The sequence below is a fragment of the Sphaerisporangium sp. B11E5 genome, from assembly GCF_039871875.1.
Taxonomy (GTDB): Bacteria; Actinomycetota; Actinomycetes; order Streptosporangiales; family Streptosporangiaceae; genus Sphaerisporangium.
In genome coordinates this window covers 116744-139261 of the sequence record NZ_JBDPMD010000002.1, presented here as the reverse complement: position 1 = coordinate 139261, position 22518 = coordinate 116744, and the positions used below count along the sequence as shown (strand labels likewise).

Genomic DNA, 22518 nt, shown 5'->3' with positions numbered 1-22518 from the left:
CCGAGGCCCTCGCCGAGCCGGCCCGGTCGGAGTCCGGGCCGGCCCTGCGTGGTGGGGTGGGCGTGCGTTACGGCGCGGGGACGGCGTCGAGAATGCCCACCGCGTCGGTGCCCGGGGTGACGACGAGCTTGCGGGTGAGGGTGTAGGAGCCACCCGCCGGCACGTCGACGTGGAACCGGCTCATCACCCAGTTGCCCGCGGCGTAGACGTCGAAGGCGCCGGCCGGCGTGCCGTAGACGAGACCGAAGACCTGCGGGTCGGCCCCGGTCATGCCGATGTACGGCTTGGTCGGGGTGTACGCCGCCGTCGTGCCCGGGGTCACGACGCCGGTGCCCGGGATGACGCCGGCCTGGCCGGCCGCGTCGTGGTCCATCGCGTCACCCGTCCACACGCTGAGCGGAGCCGGGCCGGAGTTGCGCAGTTCCGTCGAGACCGTGGCGAAGTCGTCGCCCGGCTTCAGCGTGTACGTCGTCGCCGCCGTCAGGCCCGTGAAGCCGTTGACCGGCCCGGACACCCGGACGACGGCCTTGTCGCCAGTCGCCTGGACGATCTGGACGTCGGTCGCCGCCACCGAGCGGATGTCCCACGCGCTACCGCCGGTCGGCTGGGTCGCCGAGACGTAGGGCAGGTTGATCCAGTCGAACTGGTCGGCCCTGCCGCGGACGGCGATGTCGACCGGCTTGCCGCGGGTGCCACCGGAGAGCTGCGGGTCGTTGTAGGCGTCGGCGATCGCCATGGAAAGCTTGTCGTTCTCGAGCATGACGTCGCCGTGGCCCGCCTCGACCAGACCCGAGCCGATCTGCTTGCCGTAGCTCGCCTCGACCGTGACCGGGCTCAGCGCGACGTCGGCGACGCCGTTGCCCGCCGCCGGCACCGTGACCGTGCCGGTGGCCGTCTGGTAGCCCAGCTTGGACACCCGGACGTCGTACCGGCCGGCCGGGGCCTTGACGAGGTACTCGCCCCCGGCGTCGGTGCTCGTGGTCGCGACCACCGTGCCGTCCCGTTCGAGGACGACCCGGGCACCGGAGACGGCGACGCCGCCCGCGGTGATCGTGCCGGCCGCGCGAGCGGCGTCCGGGACGGCCGCGTCGTGCAGGTCGATCTCGCCGGCCCACTTCGCGATGGTGCCGGTGGGGTCGCCACCGGCGGTCGCGTAGTCGGTCAGGTGGTAGAAGCTGAACTGCTTGGTGGCACCGGGCGCCATGGTGGCGTCGTAGTACAGACCATCGACGTAGCCGTACGCACCGACCGCGGCCGGCGTGTCGAGAGCCCACGCGAGACCGTGGGCGGCCTGGCCGTTCGTGGTGGCCGCGTCGGCGCCGACGTAGACATGGTTCCCGGTCCAGCCCGAGGTCTTCAGACCCGGGTTGACGCCGCCGATCCCGGGGATGCGGCCGTTGTCGGCCGAGCTGTCGGGGTCGATCATGTAGTTGAAGTAGCCCTGGTAGCCCGTCGTGCCGGTGTTGGTCAGCTTGACCGTCATCTTCACGATCGGGGAATCGGGCAGGGTCTCGTAGCGGACCTGCGCCTTGATGGCCGGGTCCGCCCGGTACTGACCGTCGCCGACCACGGCGGCGCCGTCGACCGCGAGGTCGGGCAGGTCGAGCTGGTCGTTCGGCCGGTCCCACGAGTCGGGCGGCGTGAGGCTCGGCCGCAGCAGCATCTCCCCCCAGTCGAGGGTCTCGGCGCCGTTGACGTCGTTGAGCATGAGGTCCGTCAGCGCGCCCTGGCCGAGACCACCGGCGAGGTTGTTACCGCCGGCACCGTTGTCGCCGGCGGCGTACGGCGTCACAGACGCCCGGATCTTGTCGTTGGCCAGGTAGTAGTACTCCTTGCCGGTGACGACGTCCGTGCGCGTGCTGCCGCTGCCGTAGTCCGGCGCGTACGTCGACCTGCCGGCGGTCGGGTGCACCACCTTGATCAGCTTCAGGTCGGCCGTCGCGCCGCCGGTGGCACCGACCGTGACGACGGCGGCCGAGCCACCGTCGGCGATCAGGCCGCGCTTGGCCGCGGTGACGGCCCAGGTCGACGCCGGCAGACCGATCCGGTAGTGGCCCCGGGCGTCGGTGGTGGTCACCGCGGTGTCCTGACCCTCGGCGACGGCGGTGACCTTCGCGCCGTCGATCGGGGCGCCCGTCTCGGGGTCGCTGACCGTGCCGGTCACGGTCGCCCAGCGCCGCGCGGACTCGCCGCCGGGCACGTAGGCGTAGAGGTTGCCGTCCCAGGCACCCGCCACGACGGTGTTGCCGCTGACGGCCGGGCCGGCGCCCACCCAGGTGCCGATCTCGTGGCTCCACAGGATCTGGCCGGTGCCGGAGGCCAGCGCGTAGAACCTGCCGTTGTTGGCGCCGACGAAGAGCGTGTCGCCGGCCACGACCGGGCTGGACATGACGCCACCGTGGTAGATGTCGCCGGGCAGCGCCCGCTCCCAGATGAGGTTGCCGGTCCGGGCGTCGAGGGCGACGACGGCACCGCTCGGGAAACCCATGTAGACGACGCCCCGCTCGACGGCCGCGGCGCTCGGGGTCGAGCCGCTGGAGACGAGCGAGGAGCGCGAGCTCCTGTACGTCCACAGCGTCGCGCCGGTCTTGGCGTCCCGCGCGACGATGCCGTTGTTGGCGCCGATGAAGACCTTCCCCTCGGCCGCGGTCGGCACGCCGTCCTGCCAGCTGCCGAGCGACTCGGTGCCGGTCCACTTGCGGGCGCCGGTGGCCAGGTCGTAGGCGAGCACGCGGTCGGCGGTCTCGTTGCCGACGTACACGGTGCCGTCCATGACGGCGGGCGTGCCGTCGCTCATGGTCGCGCCGGACATCGGGGAGGCCCAGATCTGCCGCCCGGTGCGGGTGTCGAGCGCCTTGAGCACGCCCTGGCTGCCGATGCCGAAGCGGGTCTGGTAGGGCCAGAGCACCGTGTGACCGGAGACGGCCGGCGAGTAGTAGCCGTAGGTGCGCTGGTTGTTCGGGGCCGGCGCCTGCTCGGGCACGGCCTTCCAGCGCAGCTCGCCGCTCTTGGCGTCGACGGCGTAGAGCTCCGAGCCGAGGGTCGGCGCGAAGATCAGGCCGTCACCGTACGCGAGGCTGCCGTGGATCGACTGCGGCACCTCGACGTTCCACAGCTCCTTGCCGTTCTTCACCTGGACGGCGTGGATCCGGCTTTCGCCGTCGCCGTTCTCGTCGCGGGTGCCCGCGTAGACGACGCCGTCGTGGATGACCGGCGACCCGGTGAGGAAGGTGCCCTCGGTGCGGAAGCTCCACGCCAGCCGGCGGCCGGCCTCCTGCGCCCGCGCGACACCGGAGTGGGCCGCGTCGCCGTGGTGCTGGCCCCAGTCACCCGCGGCGACCGGCTTGAGCGCCGGCTCACGGGTGAGGGTGAAGTCCGCCGACCTGGTCCAGGTCTTGCCCGCCGCGTCGACCACCTGCACGTCGATGCGGTGCTCGCCGGCCGTCTGCCGGCTGCCCGGCAGGTTGCCCTGCCAGGTGAACTCGCCGCTGTGGTGCAGCGGCAACCAGTTCTTGTCGCCGGCGATCCGGTAGCGCGCCGAGACGACCTCGTCGCCGGTGTCGTACGCGTTGACCTGGATGCCGGGGAAGTTCGCGGCCGGCACCTTCGAGCCGGGCGCGGGACTGACGATGGTGACGCGCTCGTTCTCGCCGTACATCCGGAACGGGTTGTCGAAGCCCGGGCCCGCCATGTGGATGTAGCGGAAACCGCGGGGCGCGTTGTCGATCGTGTACGAGCTCGACACGGTCTGGATGTGCTTGGCGGTCGAGGCGAACGCCGAGGTGTTCTCGACGTGGTTGGAGTGCTCGTGGCCGACCAGGATCAGCTGCGCCTTGTACTTCTCGAGCACGTCACCGAAGGCGTCGTACTCCGACGGCGAGCCGAACGGGACGTTCATCGGCTGGTGGGTGAGGACGACGACCTCGATGTCGTTCCCCGGGTCGTCGTCGAGGGGAACGCTCGCGGCGAGGTCGTCCTTGAGCCAGGCGAGCTCCTCGTCGAACGGCGCGGAGCCGTTGTTCTCGAGCACCACGAAGTGCCGGTTGCCGTAGTTGAACGAGTACCACTCCGGACCGACGTTCCTGCGATAGTTGTCGATCTTGTCGGCGTACGCCGACCCGCTCGCGTACTCGTGGTTGCCGACGGCCGGCCACACACCGACGGCCGACTGCTGGGTGCCGCGGCGATACGTGTCGAACTGCCCCTGGCTGGCGTCGTTGGTGAGGTCGCCGCTGACCGCGATGAAGCGCAGGTCGGTGCCGGTGGAGTTGATCTCGCGGATCTGGTCGGGCAACTGCGCGTTGACGTGCGGGTCGGCGATGTTGGCCCAGGAGAAGGTGTCGCCGTCGGAGAGTTCGTCGCGGACGAGCGCGAAGTCCGCGGTCGGCGTGGCGTCGTCGGCGAGCTGGCCGAGGTTGGCCCAGAACCTCGGCTCCTTGTACTGGTCCAGGCCGAACCGGTAGCCCCGCGGCTGCCCGGCCCAGACGATGTCCGTCTTGCGACGGTCGGTGGAGATCGTCAGCGAGTAGGAGCCGTCGGCGGCGGTCGTGGTGGCGACCTTGCCGTCGGAGACACGCACACCGGCCAGGCCGGCCTCACCGGGGTTGCGCCGGCCGTCGTCGTTGGCGTCGACGTACACGACGCCGCTGACGGTGGCCTCCGGCGGGTCGATGACGGCCGCCGCGTACGACGCGAGCGGACCCGCCACGACACTGGCGGCGAGCCCCAGCGTGGTGGTGTACAGGACGACGCGCAGACGCGCGCGTGTCCAGAAGAACGCGGACATCGAAATCCTTCGAGAGGGGGAGGTGGGTGTCAGGCCAGGAGCGGGGAGCGTTCCACGAACCAGACCAGACCGGCACCGGCGACGGCGACGGTCGCCGCGACGGTGCCGAGCGTGAGGGCACGAGCGGCGACCGGCGTGGTCGCGGCCCCGCGCAGGAACAGCAGCACCGGGAAGGCCAGCGCGATGATCGTCAACTGGACGAGCTCGATGCCGACGTTGAAGGAGAGCAGATTGGCCAGCGTCGAGACCGACAACGGCCCGTCGACGCTGAGCGCGCCCGCGAAGCCGAGCCCGTGCAGCAACCCGAAACCGAAGACCACCGGCAGCCGGTGGCTCGTCCTCGGCGACAGCAGATTGTCGAGCGCGACGAACGCGATCGACAACGCGATGAGCGGCTCCACGATCCACCCCGGCACGCTCACCCAGCCGATCGCGGCAAGCACCAGGGTCACCGAGTGCGCGACCGTGAAAGCCGTGGCGACCTCGACGACGTCACGCAGCCGCCTCGCCCCCAGCAGCAGCGCCAGCAGGAACAGCACGTGGTCAAGCCCGAAGAGCAGATGCTCCGCCCCGAGCAGGACGAACCGCGGGATCTCACCGAGCAGATCGGTACGCCCCACCGTGACGCTGGTGCGGTCGACGTCGAGCAACGTCGAACCACGGCGCCCATCGACGTCGTAGGCCACCATCGTGGTGGTCTCGTCCACGACACCGTCAGAAGGCCGGAAGATGTCGTTGCGGACGGTGAGCGCCCCCGACGCCGGGCAGTCGTAAGCGAGCGCGACCCGCACCGCACCGGAGCCGGCGAGCTCGACGCGGCCCCCGTCCCCAGCGACACACCCGATCAAGCCCCGGCTCAGCCGCAGCCGCCCACCGACGTACGCCGCCACCTCACTCGCGTGCCCGTCCAGCGACCTGCGCCGCACCTCGGCCGGCACCTCGGCCTCCGCGCCGTCCGGGTCCGGGCTCAGCACCCCGTCAAGACCCAGCAACCGGCCGAGGACGTCGTACTCCATGTCGACGACAGCGCCGACACCGGCACCCTGGCTACGCAGATCGACCGCGACCGTGGTCGCACGGACATGCGCCCGCGCCGGAGCGGCGACAAGGAACACGGCAACAAGGACGGCGAGAAACGCCAGCAAACGCACGGCAGCACTTCCGACGTGGGGAACGGCGGTCGTTCCCCAACCCTGCAGTGCTCCCTCCACCCCCGGCAACAGAAGACGATCCAATTCACCGACCCTTCCGCTGCCGGACATTCCCCGGTCCGAAAGCCGGGTTCTCTGACCGCCGAAACCCCGGCCGCACACCGCGGCGTAGGCCACGTGGCGGACGCGTCACAGACACCGAGATCTTGTGCCGGGCGGGCGCTCCCCGATATGCTGAAAAGTTCTCCACTCCAGTGGAGGCGCCCCGCCGGGGCCTGACCGCGAACCGAGGAAAGGAGCGTGTCGCCGTGAAGCGGCGAACCTAGCCGCCCGCCCGGAAGGTCCGGGAGCCCGGGCGGCGGTTCCGTGAGGAACGAGATGTCCCGTACGGACAAAACCAAACCGCTGTGGGTGCGTTACGCCGAGCACAACCCCCTGCCGGTGCACGACCACACTTCCGGCCCCTGCGACCTCCCGCCGACCCCGTCGTGGGACGACGACGACACCCGCTGCCGGTGGCGAAACCCCTACTCGCTGCTGTTCGGCGGCACGTGCTGTTCAGGCTGCCACAGACGCGCCTGCGTCAAGGAGCGCCAGCAGTGGCACAAGGAGACCAACCGCAAAGACCGCTACGCGGCCCGGCGCGAGACTCGCCGCTACATCACCGGCGAGATCGACGACTGACCCGGCCTGTGATCGGACCTTGGCGCGGTCCGCCCGACGGCGACGCGCATACGACACAGGCACCCGCAGAAGCCCGTTGACGGCCGTGGGACCCCGGACGAACGAGAACGGCCCTGACCACGTTGACGCCGGTCAAGGGCCGTCTCCATTTGGGGTGACAGGTCCAGGGCTCGAACCTGGGCAAGCTGAGCCGACAGTTCTCACAGTCCCGCCATGAGAAGTCTCGCGCCCAGGGGTCACCTGAGACCCGTGCCCGCTTCCGTCGTCGGCACCCAATAGCGACGCTTCCGCGCGGTGATGTCGAGAAGCTCGCCACCGTTGGCTTCGATAACCCGCCGCGAAGCCGTATTCGTCCGGTCACACATCACCAGCGCCTGAGAGATGCCCAGCAATCGCGCGATCGGCAGCGCCGCCGCGAGCATCGCCGTCGCGTGCCCCTGACGACGCGCACTAGGGCGCACGTCATACCCGATATGCCCACCGATCTCCATCAACGCCGGCGTGAGCCGATGACGGATGGCCAGCCTCCCCAGAAACCGCTCGCCGTCGACCCACCACAGCGTGGTCATCGGCACGAACCCACTCCGTACCCCCGCCTGGGTCCTCTCGCCAAGCACACGCGCGACATATGCCTCGAACCCCCGCGCATCTGCCAGAGCTTGCGCATCGACGTCGTCAACGAACCAAGGAACCGGGTAGTCACGGTCGGCCCGAAACTCAGCCACCGCTACCAGAAACGACCTCCGCAGCTCGGGAGTCGGATCGATGAGGGTGGCAGGTCCAGGGTTCGAACACATAATCCGGATCATGAAGCGAGCACCTCTCCGCCCTCCCGACGCGGATCGCCGGTCACTTCCCGCGTTCAGCAGTATCAGCATGACGCGCCGCTGTTACTGGTGGGATCTGTCTGGCTGAATTCAATTCCTGCGCGCTTTCGAAACCGGTGGCCAACATTGCCGCATGTCAACTATCGCGCCGGAAAGAAAAATATGGCACTGATGCCGTCGGCGCACTATTGACCAGCGCCACCCGCGCGTGCAGGGCATTGAAAAGGTTTCCGGCCTCGTTTACATTCAGGACGCGTCGGGTAGGAGCGCGGTGATCAAATCGGCTCGAACCCGCCTATGTGATGAAGAGGTCAACGTGGCCCAGTCGCAGGACCCCTCTCTACCGGACAACTGGGAACTCGCACACCCATCGCGCGCGCCGCGCGATGAAACCGACCAGGGAACGCCGGCCCTCTTCTCGGAACATCTCCCTATCGGGAAGTCGGTCACCATCCAAAGCGCCGCAATGCAATACCCGGGACTAGGGCCGGTTATCGACGCCAACTCATGCTGGATAGTCGACGGAGCCGGGTCCTGGTACCTGATGCCGCTCGACCCCGACGGCAGGAAGTGGTGGGTCTGCAACGTGCAATCGGGGCGATTGGCCTGCTCGGCTCTTACCCCTTTAGGCGACGCCGCCATCCTGATCGCAGATTTCGAAATTACCTTCGGAGATTCCCGAGGGAAGTGGAGGTTGGAGGATGCCGGGGACGGCGGATTTTCCATCAAAGACGACCAGACCTTCAAGTACATGTTCATGATGGATCTCCACTCCCTGGGTGTATACGCCATGCTGACCGATGACAACTCCAGTCAGGCGACGACGTGGTTCTTCTATGCCGACGGCGTGTATGACGCGCCAGTGGTGCGGAACCTCAAAGCAGCCGGCACCCACCCTGACTACGGAGCACCCCCCGAGCAGACCAGCCTGAACCCGCCGCCCGAGCGTACCGACGAGATCATCATCGGCGAAGCCCTGATCCCGGCGGCGTGCGTCAACGACGGCGACCACAGCATGCAGTGGAAGCTCCAGCACAGTCCGTTCTACGTGCTGCGCCGCAGCAGCGCATGGAAGTCCCAGTTCCACGGTTACGACGGGTTCACCGAGACGACGCACACGGTGTACTGGGATGAGGGAATGACCGAATCTGTCTCCCGGACCCTTGAGTGGCACATCAACGCCTCGATCGGCTACACCGGCGGCTTCAACGTCAAAGCCCTGTCCGCCCAGATCACCGCCAATCTCGAAGGCGGCCTTTCGGTGTCCACCACCAAGACATGGGAGGAGTCGTACTTCAAGCACGAGGAGTACGAGACCACCTACCCCTCCAACGACGGCCGAGAATACGTCATCGCCGACTGGGAACGCGTCGACATCTACCGCCTTTACCGCGTCCCCGACGGCTGTACCGAACTCGACGACGTAGTCAACAGCTGGGAATTCACCCTCCCTCACTCCCAGATCGCCAAGTCCTACCAAGCGCCCAAACCCCGAGAGTGACCAGCGCTGACGCCACAGGAAGGACATGGGATGACCGACGAACAGCCACCTACCACCACCGTAGCGCCAGGCACGACACCTGGCGACCGTACATTGAACTCCCTCAAGGGCGTCGTCGACGTCGACGGCCAAGATTTCGGGTGGAGCGAGTGGAACCATCCAAAGGGCAGCAAGGTGCGCAAGTTCGACGTCTGGAGGACAGGGACCCAAGGGTCCAAGGTTCGCTATAGGCCGGACCCAAGCCCGATCGAGGAGGATGAGAAGGTGTATCACCGAGACGTGGAGCAGTGGTACGCCGCCGCCGCAAGAGCAGTGGCCAAAGCCTACATAGGCAACAACAACGAATGGCCGGAGCTAATCGAGCACGCGAATGTCAAGAGCCATAACTACAACATGCGCCGCGAAGAGGCGTAGTACCGGCAGACACGACCACAACTCACCAGCCCCGACCGCGCCACACCGCCGCCTGCTCGTTGGACAGGCCACGGACGGTGGTGGATGTCTGCCGATCGTGAGCGTAAGCGTCGGGCGCTTCGGAACTCGCTGACGCAGAGGACGCTGCCCTCGCCGGCCAGGCGCAGCCCGCCGGCCTCGTCGCGGGAGCGTGCCGGCAGTTCGTCCAGCAGCCGGTCATCGATCAGCTCTCGCAGTGGACGCTTGCCCATGTCCGCCAGCGTAGATGTGTGATCACGTACGGTAGCCGACGTTGGGTCGTCGACACTCTCGATCAAGGGTGCCCGGGGGGAGCGGCCGGCGGCTCTGTTCGCCTGCATGCACTTCGGGGCCTTACGGCCTGCGGAAGTGGTCAGTCTGCGCGTGGATGACTGCCACTCGCTGCCGCAGACCGCATGGACCGGAGAAGCAAAAGAGGCCCCGAAGGGCCTCTGAGCTTGGGTTTCTTTTGGTGGCAGGTCCAGGGTTCGAACCTGGGTAGGCTGAGCCGACGGTTTTACAGACCCGCCACAAAAACGCTCTGATCTGCGACTTCTTCACTGGGTGTCCACTCTCTGCCGCGCATTGGCCGCGACCACGCACAGGCATGGCTCAGTCGGCCTGTGACAGAAGCACTTCAGCCCCCAACAGAGAACACTCACCCTCCCACGATCGCCGCTCAGCGAGCACTACAGGGGCACAACTTCGATCCAGTGACCCACCATCATCCTTCCGCGCCCGGCACCGCACTCTCTCAGCCTGCCGCAGAATCCGCAGAACGAGCCAAAGGATCATCTTCTTACAGGTCAGTACAGACATCCCGTCCGCAAGATTGTCATCCGCAGAATGCCGCGATATCCCACAAATTGCTGGCGAAAGAACCAGCGTGGCGGGCACAGCCCATTGCCCGGCGTTGTGCGGCATTGTGCGGCGTTGTGCGGACGACAGCCAAACGTGACTCTGCACGTCCCTGACCTGCCAGGATGCGCCGCTACGACCGATTCTGCAGATCCTGCGACTTCTGCGGCAGCAATAGCAGGTGGACCAGGGTCACTGATCGACTATGGAACTGATCGCAGTGAGCCTACGGCGAGCTCTCACGACCATGGCGATCTGCTGTGCGGCAGCCATCGGGTCTTCGTGCTCCCACACCACGACCAACAGCCAACCAGCCTTGGCAAGGAGGTCTTCAAACTCCCGATCCCGCCTCCGAATGCGCTCGACCTTAGCCGACCAGTACTCCCGATTCGCTCGGGGGAGACGGTGGTGCGCCCGACATCCGTGCCAGTAGCAGCCGCGCATCTCTACGCAAACCTTGGAAGCCTGAAAAACGACGTCAGCGGTACGCGGCAGCGCTGTGATGGGTCGAGTACAGACCCTGTAACGCAGCCCCAGACCATGAAGGGCACGCCGAAGCGCTAGCTCAGGGGCGGTGTCTCTGCTCCTGTTCGCTTGCATGCTCTTGCGTGCAGCCGGCGAGCTAGCCCATGAATTCCCCACGTGCCGAATGTACCCGATGAGCACACGGCCAGTTCCGCAAAATAGGATGAATGCACCATAAGGTAACAGACTTCACAGTTCGCTAGAGAGCAAAGCATCTCCTATGGCAGCATCTGCGCATGGCAAAGATCGCCGAGGTCTTCGGTACACGTGTGGATCGAACGGTCCCTGCGCCACCTGCCGAGTGGCTATCGCACGGATGCCCTTTCACGGGCGGTGCCTGTGATGTGACCGGCAACAGGAGCAATATGTCTTTCTTGGAGCCCCCTAAGAGGGTGACAGACGAGGAGCGCGCCGAATTTGTCACACGCTACGGCGCATACGGAAAACCTCACTTCCCATTCTCCGTCTGCACCGTCTCCGCACAAAGACGCTCACTCTCGGATACGCGGCCATGGATCGTATGCCCGAAGCGCATGCTAGACCTGCGCCCCGAGGGCACCGGAGTACCGCCGGAGCTGCGGGATCTCATGCCCGATATTCACCCTGGGCAAAATGTGCGCATTTGGTGGGAGGTCAAATTCACCCATAAAGATGCCAATAGCCCCGGCAACTTCGAATACACGTTTGACTTTCTATTGGCACCAGTGGAGCAGACTGGAGCAAAGATACGCTTTGCTGGCCCTCCCTACGCAATAGAAGTAATGACATCTAGCACGCGAGGCGGCGGCCTTACTGAACACCTTTGGGATGTTCTCCTCGGCCGCCCCCAACGCCCTCTCTCGGGAGTGGTGGACTCACCATATACCCCTAATTATCGTCAGGTTTTCGGCAGGATGCTGAGCCAGTTCTTCGTCAAGTGCGAAACCCTAGCTGCATGGGGCGGGCGTACCGTTTGGCTCATACAGGACGAACTACTTTCATATATCGAGGAATCTACCGATTTCGAGCGTTCTCGGTTTAGGGGCAGTTCGGGAGCTGGCACACTCGTCGTCTACGACATGGCTGACGAGAGCAGTCACTATGAACTCAGATATTTGGAGACAGTGCAGGGGCCGACCCGCCCGCAGCGTAACACGATGGATGTCTCGTACATGACCGACATGGTCGGAGCCGGTTACATTCCTCCTATATCGGCACTAGAAGAAATGCTACTCATCCGCCCTCGCAGTAAGGCAGCAAGCAACTGGAGAGAGATCATTTGGTGACGTCTCAGGGCAACGTCGCAGGCTCGAAGGCGGCAGCTTGCGAGCTTAGTTACGCAGGCAACCAATCATTATTCTCTAGCCTTCTAACAACAGCGTCGCCCTTCAGCTCGCGAAGTTCTGAACGTGCAACACTGGAAAGCCCGTGCAGCGTAACTGTGTCCAGATATCGGACCACCTGTCGGGCAATTGCCCTCGCTAAAAGAGGAGGAACCGCGCTTCCTACCAGAGATGAGACATCTCGAATGGTGTAAGCGGGGAACTTGAAGTGGTCCGGGAATGTTTGCAAACGTGCAGCTTCCCGTATTGTGACCGCACGATCTTCATCGGGATGGCAGAACATGCCGGACCCAACGTGATAGACGAACTTAGTGATTGTGCGTGCAGGTTCCGCCCAGCGAAGGCGCGAGTACGCGTAGTGGTAGTGCACCCTATCCCGACGCCTTTGGTGCAACACATCAGCGTCCAGATTGTCTAGCTCTTTGACCCTTTGCAGGCCATTCTTACCCAAAGGGCGAGCGATGTGATTCCAGGTACCGCCTTCACTAGCCGCTAGAAATCTACGCAGGTCGGAGCTGGGATGATGACCTTCATAAGGAGTCCAGCCGTCCAGACGGCTAGCTTTGCCATCCGCTGGCCTAGGCAGATCACCGATCGCTTCCCGAACGGAAGGCCAGAAACCCATGTCTCCCGGGAACCACTCAGGATCCTTATCGAGCAGTTCATGCCCGAGTGGATATGGAGAGTGTGTGACATTAGGGAATTCTAGCCTCACCCTGGAAGTCTCATAATCTTCTTGACGGTAAGCAAGAAAGAATGCCCGCCTCCTGAGCTGTGGCACACCATAGTCTGCGGCGTTCAGCACCCTAGCCGTAGTGAGATATCCCAGCTCCCGAAGGTCTTCTATGATCTCCCTGGCCGTCTCCCCATCCCTATGTCGAAGAATATCCGGCACGTTCTCAATCAATATAACTCGCGGCTGAAGCTCGCTCGCTATCTCGATAAACCACTTAAACAGCTTATTTCTAGGATCATCTGTGAACTTGGTTATCCGTCCCCCGCTACCTTCAGCGCTTCGCTCTACCCGATTCTGACTGAAGCCCTCGCATGGCGGTCCGCCGATCAGACAGGAAAGTTGCCTTGGCCCGGTGATGCCATAGGTCCCAAGGTTTTGTAGCAGTTGTTCCTTCGTTACCGAGTCCCTTATATCTGTCGTCATCATCACCGGATCGTCAGGACAGTTCAGCGCGAAGCTCTCAGTTGCCTCAGGCTTGTTGTCCAGGCCAAGCAGCGTACGGAATCTGCGCGTCAGACTGAAGCCGTGAGACAGTCCTCCGCACCCGCAAAATAGATCGACGACCGTATAGACAGGTGGGATCGAAATCCCGCTCATCCCGGTGGGCGAAGCAACCTCGGGAGCCGACCGTACCGGGGCGCCGATCCTCTCAACCACAGATCTCCTCCCATTCTTTTTGATCCATCATTATAGCGAACCCCGACCTTATGTGCGACGTTTCGATCGCATGAAGTCCACCTATGAATAAAACTTGGCCACCAGTTTTTCGGATGAGGCCAGAATGAATTCCAACTAACGGGACATATTCCAGATCCGTGGCCAGCCTGGCAGTCGAGCAAGTCGGCTGGCCACGGTCGCAAGACTGTTGACCTCGGTCAACTTGAGCTACTGGTGAATTGCTCAGCCTCCCAGGTAGCGGAAGGCTGGCTTCGGATGCATAAGGAAGTCGTGGTGGGAGATGTTCCAGGCGTAGGCACCGGCCATGAGGAATTCGACCACGTCGCCCGTCTTCAGGTTCACCGGGATGTGGCGCGCCATGGTGTCCTTGGGAGTGCAAAGCTGGCCGACGATCGTGGTCGGCTCGCCCGGCTCTTGAATGACCATGGGCTGGCTATGTCCCTTGGTAGCGGGCGTCCGGATGTGGTGGGTTCCGCCAGCCACTACGGCGAACAGTTCACCGTGGACGCGCTTGACGTCGATGACCCGTGTGACGTACCGGCCGCAATAGACCGTCAGGGACCGGCCCGGCTCGATGCGCAGCGTTTCGCCTGGACGGCGCAGCACGGCCAGTCCCTCGCCGTAGGTCTTCCAGTCGAAGCGGGCGTCAGGGTCGGAGTAGGACACGCCCATGCCGCCTCCAAGATTGATCTCGGTGACGCCGAGGCCGCGGGCGTAGTCGAGGATCGCGGACGCCAGCTCAAGCATGGCCGGCGCTTCGAGCCCGCTGGCCAGGTGGGCGTGAATGCCGCGCAGATGTACGGCGTCCTGACCGGCGAGCATGTCGAGGCACTCAGAAATCCCCGCAGGGTCCATGCCGAACGGCGTGGCGCCGCCGCCCATGGCCAGGGATGCCCCGCTGATGGGGATGTCGAGGTTGACCCGGAGCAACACCTCGGCGGACCGGCCGGCCGCGAACAACCGGCGGATCTCACTGGGGCTTTCGATATGGAGCCTGGTCACGTCCGCGAAGAGTTCGGCGTCGGTCTTGCCGGGACCGCCCAGCGCAATGGGCATGTCAGGGAAGTGCGTGCGCACGTGAGTGAGTTCTCCCCCGGAAGCCACCTCGAAGCCATCAACGTACGGCGCGATGACCTGCAACAGCTTGGGGTCGGGGTTGGCCTTGACGGCGTAGTGGACCTCGATGTCGCCGAGGGCGCCTCGGACGGCGGACATGTGGGCGTCGAGGTCGCTGAGGTCGTACACATACGCGGGCAGTTCGCCAGCGCTGGCCAGTTCCGCGGCCCGCGCGTGCATCGGCAGTGTGGCTGTCATCGCATCGTCTCCTATCGGGTCGTGTCTGGCGTGCGTCAGGTGAGCGGGAAACTGTTCTCAATGATTAGGTAGTGAGCGGGCGTGACGGTGGTGGTCACTTCCACGGCCCGTCCCTCTGCGGTCTTGCCGACGTGGAAGATGTCGAGAACGGTTCGCTCCGGACTGATCTCCAGTGCATCCGCCTCGGCGTCCGTGGGCGGCCGGACGATGATGCGCTCTGTCGCTTCCGTCTGCCGATGCCCGAGTTCAGCCAAGGCCGACTTCACGCCGCCGACGATGACCGGCGCCGCTTCCTCCAGAACCGTCCCCTCGGCGATGGACAGCGGGAACCACGAGGCATTGAGGCGCACCGGGATGCCGGACGCGAGTAGGCGCCGACGTCGAACGAGGGCGTTCTCTTCACCGCGCGGCAGTCCGAGAGCTTCGGCGACGTCGTCCGGAGGGACGGCCTTCTCGGTCGTGATCTCATGCTGGGGTTCGAGACCGATCGCTCGGACCTCCGCGTCGAAGGCGCCGCGCGCCTGGCTGCCCTCGCGTGCCTCTCGCGAGTAGCGCGCCGGCGAGTGCAGCATCGGCGGAATGTAGGTGACCAAGGTTCCCCTCCCTTGACGAGGGCGGATCATGCCCTCTGCCGCGAGTACCTGCATTGCCCTGTTGACCAGGCTTCGCGATGCGCCGTACTTCTCGGCGAGCACCGGCTCAGCGGGGAAGACCGTAGCGGGTGGGTAGACGCCGTTCACGATCTCGTGCCGGATCTGCGACGCGATCTGACGGAAACCCAACTTTCCCGAGTGACTCATTTTTCCCTCTTTGATGCATTTCGTCCGATTCTCGGCATCGCTAGCCTGAATCTCAGACATCAAACGTTTGATGTTTCTTGACAGTACCGCAAGAGCAGGTCCATCATCGAGCCATCGACAAACGTTTGGCGTTTGAGGTGAGCAGCATACCTGCCCCGTCAGGCCGGAGTCGAACAGTCCGCTGGAGTGCCGAGGTGACCGCCTCGGCTACCTCACTCACCAAGGAGAGGGCAGCACCGATGATCCAGACGCCGAAACCCCACCGGGTCGTTCCCATCCTGCTCACGGTCTGCGCGCTGTTCTTCATCATCCGCCAGCCCGCACAGGCCGCCGTCGCGGCCACCAACGCCTTCCACGGGCTGACGGTCGTCACCGACGCGCTGATGACCTTCGCGTCAAACCTCGGCTGAGCCGACCAGACAAAGGAGAAGCGGCCCCCATCCGCCAAGACACGGACCGCTTCCCGCTCCTCACAACCCGTATGAGTCATCAAGGAGTAACTCCATCATGACGGAAACCGTCCCGATCAGCACGGGGAAACTCACCTCGGCCGAGCGCGCTTCTCTCCGGCACACGGTCGCTGTTGAGCTGGTGACCGCCGACCTGCGTCGGCAGACTCGGATCAGCGGCAACCGGTTATGGGCAGCCGTCGAGCGGTACGAGGGTCGTCTCGTCAAGATCTACGGAACCGCGGACGACCCGGCCGATCTGGTCACGTTGGCGCGTGCCGCGGCGCACGGCTACGGCGCCACCTTCACCCCCGCGCACCCCTCGGCACTGGCCACCCTCGGCGCGCCGGGCGCGCTCGCCGAGAACGCCGAGTGCGTCTATGACCCGGACCTGCACGTCGGCCCCGCGGGTGACGAGTCCGCCGACGAGAAGGCGGCACGCGAATCCGTCGCCCGCGACGTCTGCGCGTCCTGCCCGGCGCGTCTGGTCTGCGGCATCTACGCCTTGAAGGTCCGCCCCGCTTCGGGGGTCTGGGCCGGCATGACGGCTGACGAGATCAACGCCAAGTCCGCCGACTGGCAGGAGGCCGCGTGATGAGCTACACCAGCACGCGGACCATGTCCGCCCCGATGCCCGGCCCCGTCGTGCTAGACCTGGCCATGCCGCACGGGCAGATCAGCGTGAACGTCTACAGTACCGACCGCGCCGAGATCACCCTGACCGGCCCTGCCGAGGGCCCTGGGAGCACGGCCCTGCCCGGCGCCACGCTCGCCGCAGAAGCCCGCGTGGTCACCGTCAACGTCCCCATCACCGAGCAGCCGGGCTTGACCATCGTGACCGGCAACGGTGGCCGCACGATCATCACTGGCAACATCGTCGCCGGAACGGTCGTGACCGGCCTGGTCATCGGTGCCGATGGCAGCATCAACGGCCCTTCAGTGTCCGGCACACAGATCACTCCCGGCCTGCACGCTGAGATCCGTCTGCCGCACGGTTCGGCCCTGCGTATCCGGACCAAGTCCGCCACGGTGACGGCGCGCGGTGAGCTGGAATGGGTGGATTTCACCTCGGTGTCCGGTGATCTGGACGTGGACGGCTGCGGCAAGCTGACCGCCCGGACCACTTCCGGCGACGTGCGCGCCGAGTGCCCCGATCACGCCACCGTTCAGACCATCTCGGGGGATGTGCGGCTGGGCCGTACCGAGACCGTCTCCGCCTCGACCACCTCCGGTGACATCCACATCGCCGACTTCGGCGGAACGGGACGGCTGACCAGCATCTCGGGCGACATCAGCGCCTACGCCACCGACGAGGGCGTGTTGGTGGCGTCGGCGACCTCCGGCGACATCACCGTCAACGCCCCCGCCGAACTGGCCGCCTCCGGTGCCCTGACGGTCGACGCCCGCTCCGTCTCCGGCGACGTGCGCACCCCGCGCCGGCCGACCCCCGCCGCCCGGCCGCGCCACCCCCGCCGCCCCTACGGCGATCGGTGAAGGGAGAACACGTCATGACCGGTATCGACTACACCCACCCCATCGTCCTGACAGAAGGCGTACAGGAGGGTTGGGCGGATCCGGAGACGGACCCGGCCCGGATCGACTGGGAACCCCGCCGGCGCGCTGCCGCGATCCCCTTCCGCCTGATCGACGGCCGCCCCGTCAACCCCTGCCAGCAGACCGGCATCCGCTACGGCCGCAACGAGCTGGGCCACTGGGGAGAGCAGGTGTGCGCGGACGCCATCGTGACCGCGACCGACGAGCACGGGCAACGGTGGCTGGTCATGGTCGAACGCGGGGACGGCCACGGCTGGGCGCTGCCGGGTGGGACGGTGGACCCCGGCGAGGACCCGGCCGACGCCGCAGCCCGGGAGTTGAGCGAGGAGACCGGCCTGTTCCTGGGCGTGGACTTCCAGTCCCTCCCGGCACGGTACGTCCCCGACCCCCGCGCCTCGGATGAGGCATGGATGGTGACCGTGCCCGCCCTGTGCGACCTGGGGACGATCGCCCGCGGCAACCTGCCCGCCGTCACGGGAGCCGACGACGCCGCCCGCGCCGCCTGGGTGCGCGCCGACAGTTACGCTGGCCTGGAGCGGCATCTGACCGACGTCTACGGCAATGCAGGGGCCGTATTCGCCGCACACGTGGACCTGCTGCGCGATGTCCTCGACCAGCCCGCCCCCGCCGAGGTCACCGTCATGTCCTTCGGCTACGGCCACGCCGCCCCGCCCGCTGCGGACATCACCTTTGACGTGCGACGCTCGCTGCGCAACCCGCACCACGACCCGGCGATGCGCTTGCGGACCGGCCTGGACGAGCCCGTGGCCGAGCACGTCATGACCACGCCCGGCGCCGCCGAGAGCGTCCACGGGCTGGCCATGCTCGTTCTCAGCCTCCTGCCCGGCCTGCCCGAGGGACAGACGGTGCGCGTCGCCATCGGATGCGTGGGCGGCCGTCACCGCTCGGTGGCGCTGGCCGTCGCCCTGGCCGACCGGCTGCGCGGCATCGGTTTCGGCGCCGAGGTGGAGCACCGCGACATCACCAAGCCCGTGCTGTCGAAGGGGCACCACCGATGAGCCGCATCCGCGCCGCGTTCTGGGACCCCGCCGGCACCCGGTACGGCATCCCCACCTACCCGTGGCGGATGGCCCCGCCGCACCTGCTCACCCGTCGCCAGCTCACCGCCGAGGGGCTTCGCCCCGCAGGACAGGGCGTACAGGCGCAAATCCTGTGGAGGTCCCGCCGCCACGGCGCCCCCGGCTTCCGGGCCGCCTACCTGTACGACATCCGCTTCGCCCTGCCCAAGCGCGCCGCCACCGCCCGCCAGCGCGCCGCGCTGGACAAGGCCAACACCGCCCGCCGTACCTGCCCCGTCTGCCACATCGACGCCGGCTATGTGCTGCCACGCCACCTCGGCGTGTGCCTCGACTGCGCCGAGGAGTGTGCCGCATGACCACGACCGACGACATCACCTCCCCCCGTCCCCGGCCGTTGAGCGAGGGCGAGCACGCTGCGGTCATGGTGACCGCCGCGGTTACCGGCGTGCTCGGTCTGCTGGGGTTCGTCAACAGCTTCGAGCGTGTGGCCAACGTGGCCGCCCCCTCGTTCGGCTGGTTCGCCTGGACCGTCCCCCTCGGCATTGACCTCGGCATCGCCGTGTTCTCCGCGCTGGACATCGTGCTCGCCCGCATGGGCATGCGGCTGCGCTGGCTGCGATTCATCCCGTGGGCGCTGACCGCGGCAACGGTCTACCTCAACATCGCCGCCTACCTCGCCGCGCCCCGGATCGACTGGTTCGCCGTGGTGGCTCACGCGGTGCTGCCGCTGCTGTGGGTCGTGGCCGTGGAGGTCGGCGCGCACGTCATCCGCAAGCGCGCCGACCTGGTCAAGCCCGACCGGATGGACGGCATCCGCCGGTCCCGCTGGCTACTGGCCCCGCTCCCCACGTTCTCCCTGTGGCGCCGCATGGTGCTGTGGGAGATCCGGAGCTATCCCGACGCCCTGACCCGCGAACGTGACCGCATCATGGCCAAGACCGACCTCCAAGACCGGTACGGAACCCTGTGGCGGTTCAAGGCCACCCGCCGCGAACGCGCGCTCTACCGCCTCGGCGAACTCGCCCCCGCCAGCGCGCCGACCCCGGTTCAAATCACCGCCGAACGGCTTACGCCCTCGCCATCCATCTCAGCGGTGCCGCCCGCCCCGGCCCGTCCGGCGCTACCCGCCGCGCCACGCAAGCGGACGAGCGCCGCCGAGGCCGACGGCAAGCGTAAAGCCACCGCCCGGACGACCAGGCGCACCGCGCCGCCGGACGTGGACGAACTGATGCCGCTGGGATGGAAGGTCGCCGCCGATTTGGACGCCCAAGGGCTCGCCCTCACCCGTGACCGGCTGCTGTCCGCCATCCGCCAGACCGGACAGTCCGTCTCCTCTGACCGCGCCTCGGCGCTGCTGGCCCGGCTCAAGGCCGAGGCTCCGTCCGACCCCGCAGAGACCGGTCATGCCGTACCCGCCGCCCTCGCCGAGGGCGACCACTGACGCCGACGTACCGCACGGACGGTCCGCACTTCGGACCGCGGACCGTCCGCACCCAGAAACACCGGACGGACCGCCATGCCATGCAGCGGACCGTCCGCCCATCCGCCCGCGTCACCCGACAAGGACACACCGCTATGGGCAACCCGCTCGACCCCCGCGACGACCGCACCGAACACCCCATCGACCGCACCGACGCCATGGAGGACACCACGGGCGGCAAGGGCGCCGACGTCGTTCACCTGGACGCCATCCGCGCCGGACGCCATCCCTACCCGTCCGCCGCCGACACCATCGAGCACGCCGGACCGGCGGGACCGCCGCCTGCGGACGGACCGGTGTTGCAGGGCAACATCGTCCGGGTTGACCAGCCCGGCGGGGAGCGCCGTGACTGGCTGGCCGATCTGGAGGAGAAGGCCCGGACCCGTCAGCCGATCGTCCCGCTGTGGCTGCGCTCCCGCGCTGAAGCCGTCCACACCCTTCGCTGGGTCGGCGTGCATTACGCCCACGTCGCGGGCTACCAGGTCAGCCGGACCCCGCTGTACGCCGGACGGCTGGCCGTCCGTTCCCCACGCGGGCTGGCCCGGCTGGTCGGCGGAATGGTCAAGTGGACCTGGGACCTGGAGGGCGAGCCGGTACGGCTGGCCGCAGTCCAGAAGGCCGACCCCGAGAGCTATCTGAAGCTGTCGCGTCAGCGGGACGCCCGTGTGCGGCTGCGCGTGCCGGTCGCCCTCGGCGTGCTGGTGACGCTGCTGATCGTGGGCATCGTGGTCGCCACAGCGCCCACACCCGCGCAATGGGGCGCCCTGGTGGTCGCCCTGGCCGTTCTCGGCGTGGTCGGCAAGCCAGCCGACCGGCCGCTGATCGACCGTGCGGTCATCCCGGCGTCGGTGGACAAGCTGACCAGCGACATCGTGATCCGCGCCCTGACGGTGCTGGGCATCGCCGGCATCACTCAGGCCATGTCGAAGAACGCCAAAGACGCCATCCGGTTCGTCGCGCCGATCACCCGGGACGGCCCCGGGTGGCGTGCCGACATCGACCTGCCCTATGGGGTGACGGTGGGCGACATCCTCGACAAGCGGGACCGGATGGCCTCGGCGCTTCGGCGCCCCCTCGGTTCGATCTGGCCCGAGGGCGACTCCACCGTTCACGAAGGTCGGCTGATCCTGTGGGTCGGGGACAAGGACCTGTCCAAGACAGTGGTCAAGTCGCCGTTGGTCAAGGCTGGCTCGCACGATGTGTTCCGCGGCATCCCGTTCGGCTGTGACCCCCGGGGGCGTCCGATCACTGTGCCGGTCATCGAGCAGAACATCTTGATCGGCTCACAGCCCGGCCAGGGCAAGACGGCGTCGGTGCGCGTGCTGGCCTCCGGCGCGGCCCTTGACCCCTCGGTGGAGCTGTGGATTCACGAACTCAAGGGCACCGGCGACCTTGACCCGCACGAGCAGAACTCCCACCGGTTCGTCTCCGGCATCGATGACCCGTCCATCGCGTATGCGGCCGACTCGCTGAGCCTACTGCGCAAGGAGGTCATGCGGCGCGCCGCCGCGATCAAGACCCTGCCGCCGGACCTGTGCCCGGACAAGAAGGTGACTCGGATCATCGCCGACAAGCGCTCTCTTGGCCTGCATCCGCTGGTGGCCATCTTCGACGAGTGCCAGAACCTCTTCGCCCATGAGGAGTACGGCGCCAAGGCCGGCGAGGATGCCGAGTTCATCATCAAGCTCGGTCGCGCTCTGGGGGTGGTGCTGGTGCTGGCCACCCAGCGCCCGGACAAGCGCAGCCTGCCCACCGGCATCAGCGCGAACGTGACCATCCGATTCTGTCTGCGGGTTGCCGGACAGCTCGAAAACGACATGATCTTGGGCACGTCGTCCTACCAGAACGGCATCCGGGCCACGCTGTTCGTACCCGGCCCGCCGGACAAGGGCGGCGACGCCGGTACCGGCTACCTGGTCGGCGCCACCCCCATGCCCAAGGTGGTCAAGTCCGCCTATCTCGACACCCCCGCGACCCAGAAGATCGCCGATCGTGCGAACGCCCTGCGGCAGGCCGCCGGCACCCTGTCCGGTCACGCTCTCGGCGAGACCCCCCTCACCACCGCGCCGACTCATGACCTGCTCGCCGACATCCTTGCCGTGGTCGCTCCGTCCGAGGCCAAGGTATGGAACGAAGTGATCGTGGCCCGGCTGGCTGAGCTTCGCTCCGAGGTCTACGGGCCGTGGATGGAGTTGGAGGCAGACGCCCGCGCCGCGCAGCTCACCACCGCGCTCAAGCCCTACGGCGTGCGCACCGGGCAGGTGTGGGGCACCCCCGAGAGTGGCGGCAAGGGTGCCAACCGGCGCGGTATCACCCGCGACGACATCACCGCAGCCATCACCGAGCGTGACGGAAAGAAGGGTCACGGCGCCGCTTCCTGA

The 22518-nt window shown here is 66.7% G+C and carries 18 protein-coding genes; 11 read left to right on the top strand and 7 right to left on the bottom strand.

What is annotated here, in order from left to right; genetic code table 11:
• Window positions 1–67: 67 nt before the first annotated feature.
• Both ABGB17_RS02705 and ABGB17_RS02700 read right to left on the bottom strand, forming a co-directional pair.
• Window positions 68–4786, bottom strand: coding sequence for a PQQ-binding-like beta-propeller repeat protein (locus ABGB17_RS02705; protein WP_347626081.1), 4719 nt, complete (start codon window positions 4784–4786; stop codon window positions 68–70).
• Between the two features lie 29 nt (window positions 4787–4815).
• A complete protein-coding gene (locus ABGB17_RS02700) occupies window positions 4816–5937 on the bottom strand; it encodes a HupE/UreJ family protein (protein WP_347626080.1) in 1122 nt (373 codons plus the stop codon).
• 378 nt (window positions 5938–6315) lie between these two features.
• On the opposite strand from ABGB17_RS02700, the gene ABGB17_RS02695 reads away from it, so the two are divergent.
• Window positions 6316–6621 carry a hypothetical protein gene (locus ABGB17_RS02695; protein ID WP_347626079.1) on the top strand — a complete coding sequence of 102 codons (306 nt, stop codon included), beginning with the start codon at window positions 6316–6318 and terminating at the stop codon, window positions 6619–6621.
• A 236-nt stretch (window positions 6622–6857) separates the two neighbouring features.
• On the opposite strand, the gene ABGB17_RS02690 is transcribed toward ABGB17_RS02695, so the two are convergent.
• The gene (locus ABGB17_RS02690) at window positions 6858–7418 is read right to left on the bottom strand and encodes a GNAT family N-acetyltransferase (protein WP_347626318.1); all 561 of its coding nucleotides are present in this window, start codon (window positions 7416–7418) and stop codon (window positions 6858–6860) included.
• 238 nt (window positions 7419–7656) lie between these two features.
• Between ABGB17_RS02690 and ABGB17_RS02685 the strand changes: the two genes are divergently transcribed.
• Both ABGB17_RS02685 and ABGB17_RS02680 read left to right on the top strand, forming a co-directional pair.
• A complete protein-coding gene (locus ABGB17_RS02685; protein WP_347626078.1) occupies window positions 7657–8949 on the top strand; it encodes a hypothetical protein in 1293 nt (430 codons plus the stop codon).
• Window positions 8950–8979: 30 nt separating this feature from the next.
• Window positions 8980–9363: a hypothetical protein gene (locus tag ABGB17_RS02680; RefSeq protein WP_347626077.1), complete on the top strand. Its 384-nt coding sequence runs from the start codon at window positions 8980–8982 to the stop codon at window positions 9361–9363.
• Between the two features lie 1068 nt (window positions 9364–10431).
• Here ABGB17_RS02680 and ABGB17_RS02675 read toward each other — a convergent pair.
• On the bottom strand, window positions 10432–10881 hold the full coding sequence (locus ABGB17_RS02675) for a very short patch repair endonuclease (protein ID WP_347626076.1): 450 nt from the start codon (window positions 10879–10881) through the stop codon (window positions 10432–10434).
• A gap of 275 nt (window positions 10882–11156) precedes the next feature.
• Between ABGB17_RS02675 and ABGB17_RS02670 the strand changes: the two genes are divergently transcribed.
• The gene (locus ABGB17_RS02670; RefSeq protein WP_347626075.1) at window positions 11157–12029 is read left to right on the top strand and encodes a hypothetical protein; all 873 of its coding nucleotides are present in this window, start codon (window positions 11157–11159) and stop codon (window positions 12027–12029) included.
• Window positions 12030–12078: 49 nt separating this feature from the next.
• Here ABGB17_RS02670 and ABGB17_RS02665 read toward each other — a convergent pair whose 3' ends face one another.
• The 3 genes from ABGB17_RS02665 to ABGB17_RS02655 all read right to left on the bottom strand — a co-directional run bounded on the left by ABGB17_RS02665 (window position 12079) and on the right by ABGB17_RS02655 (window position 15674).
• Window positions 12079–13479 carry a DNA cytosine methyltransferase gene (locus ABGB17_RS02665; RefSeq protein ID WP_347626074.1) on the bottom strand — a complete coding sequence of 467 codons (1401 nt, stop codon included), beginning with the start codon at window positions 13477–13479 and terminating at the stop codon, window positions 12079–12081.
• Between the two features lie 243 nt (window positions 13480–13722).
• Entirely contained in the window at window positions 13723–14814 is a 1092-nt protein-coding gene (locus ABGB17_RS02660; protein ID WP_347626073.1) for an alanine racemase, read from the bottom strand.
• A 35-nt stretch (window positions 14815–14849) separates the two neighbouring features.
• Window positions 14850–15674 carry a GntR family transcriptional regulator gene (locus ABGB17_RS02655; protein WP_347626072.1) on the bottom strand — a complete coding sequence of 275 codons (825 nt, stop codon included), beginning with the start codon at window positions 15672–15674 and terminating at the stop codon, window positions 14850–14852.
• Between the two features lie 179 nt (window positions 15675–15853).
• Here ABGB17_RS02655 and ABGB17_RS02650 point away from each other — a divergent pair, with 179 nt between their 5' ends.
• The 7 genes from ABGB17_RS02650 (at window position 15854) to ABGB17_RS02620 (ending at window position 22518) form a co-directional block, all read left to right on the top strand.
• A complete protein-coding gene (locus ABGB17_RS02650) occupies window positions 15854–16024 on the top strand; it encodes a hypothetical protein (protein ID WP_347626071.1) in 171 nt (56 codons plus the stop codon).
• A gap of 97 nt (window positions 16025–16121) precedes the next feature.
• Window positions 16122–16658: a WhiB family transcriptional regulator gene (locus tag ABGB17_RS02645; RefSeq protein ID WP_347626070.1), complete on the top strand. Its 537-nt coding sequence runs from the start codon at window positions 16122–16124 to the stop codon at window positions 16656–16658.
• Entirely contained in the window at window positions 16658–17557 is a 900-nt protein-coding gene (locus tag ABGB17_RS02640; RefSeq protein WP_347626069.1) for a DUF4097 family beta strand repeat-containing protein, read from the top strand. The genes ABGB17_RS02645 and ABGB17_RS02640 overlap by 1 nt, the downstream gene beginning before the upstream one ends.
• 14 nt (window positions 17558–17571) lie before the next feature.
• Complete coding sequence (locus ABGB17_RS02635; protein WP_347626068.1) at window positions 17572–18636, top strand: RNase adapter RapZ; 1065 nt, start codon at window positions 17572–17574, stop codon at window positions 18634–18636.
• Window positions 18633–19013, top strand: coding sequence for an RRQRL motif-containing zinc-binding protein (locus ABGB17_RS02630; protein ID WP_347626067.1), 381 nt, complete (start codon window positions 18633–18635; stop codon window positions 19011–19013). Before ABGB17_RS02635 ends, ABGB17_RS02630 begins: the two co-directional genes overlap by 4 nt.
• Window positions 19010–20098: a DUF2637 domain-containing protein gene (locus ABGB17_RS02625; protein WP_347626066.1), complete on the top strand. Its 1089-nt coding sequence runs from the start codon at window positions 19010–19012 to the stop codon at window positions 20096–20098. Before ABGB17_RS02630 ends, ABGB17_RS02625 begins: the two co-directional genes overlap by 4 nt.
• 134 nt (window positions 20099–20232) lie before the next feature.
• Window positions 20233–22518, top strand: coding sequence for a cell division protein FtsK (locus ABGB17_RS02620; RefSeq protein WP_347626065.1), 2286 nt, complete (start codon window positions 20233–20235; stop codon window positions 22516–22518).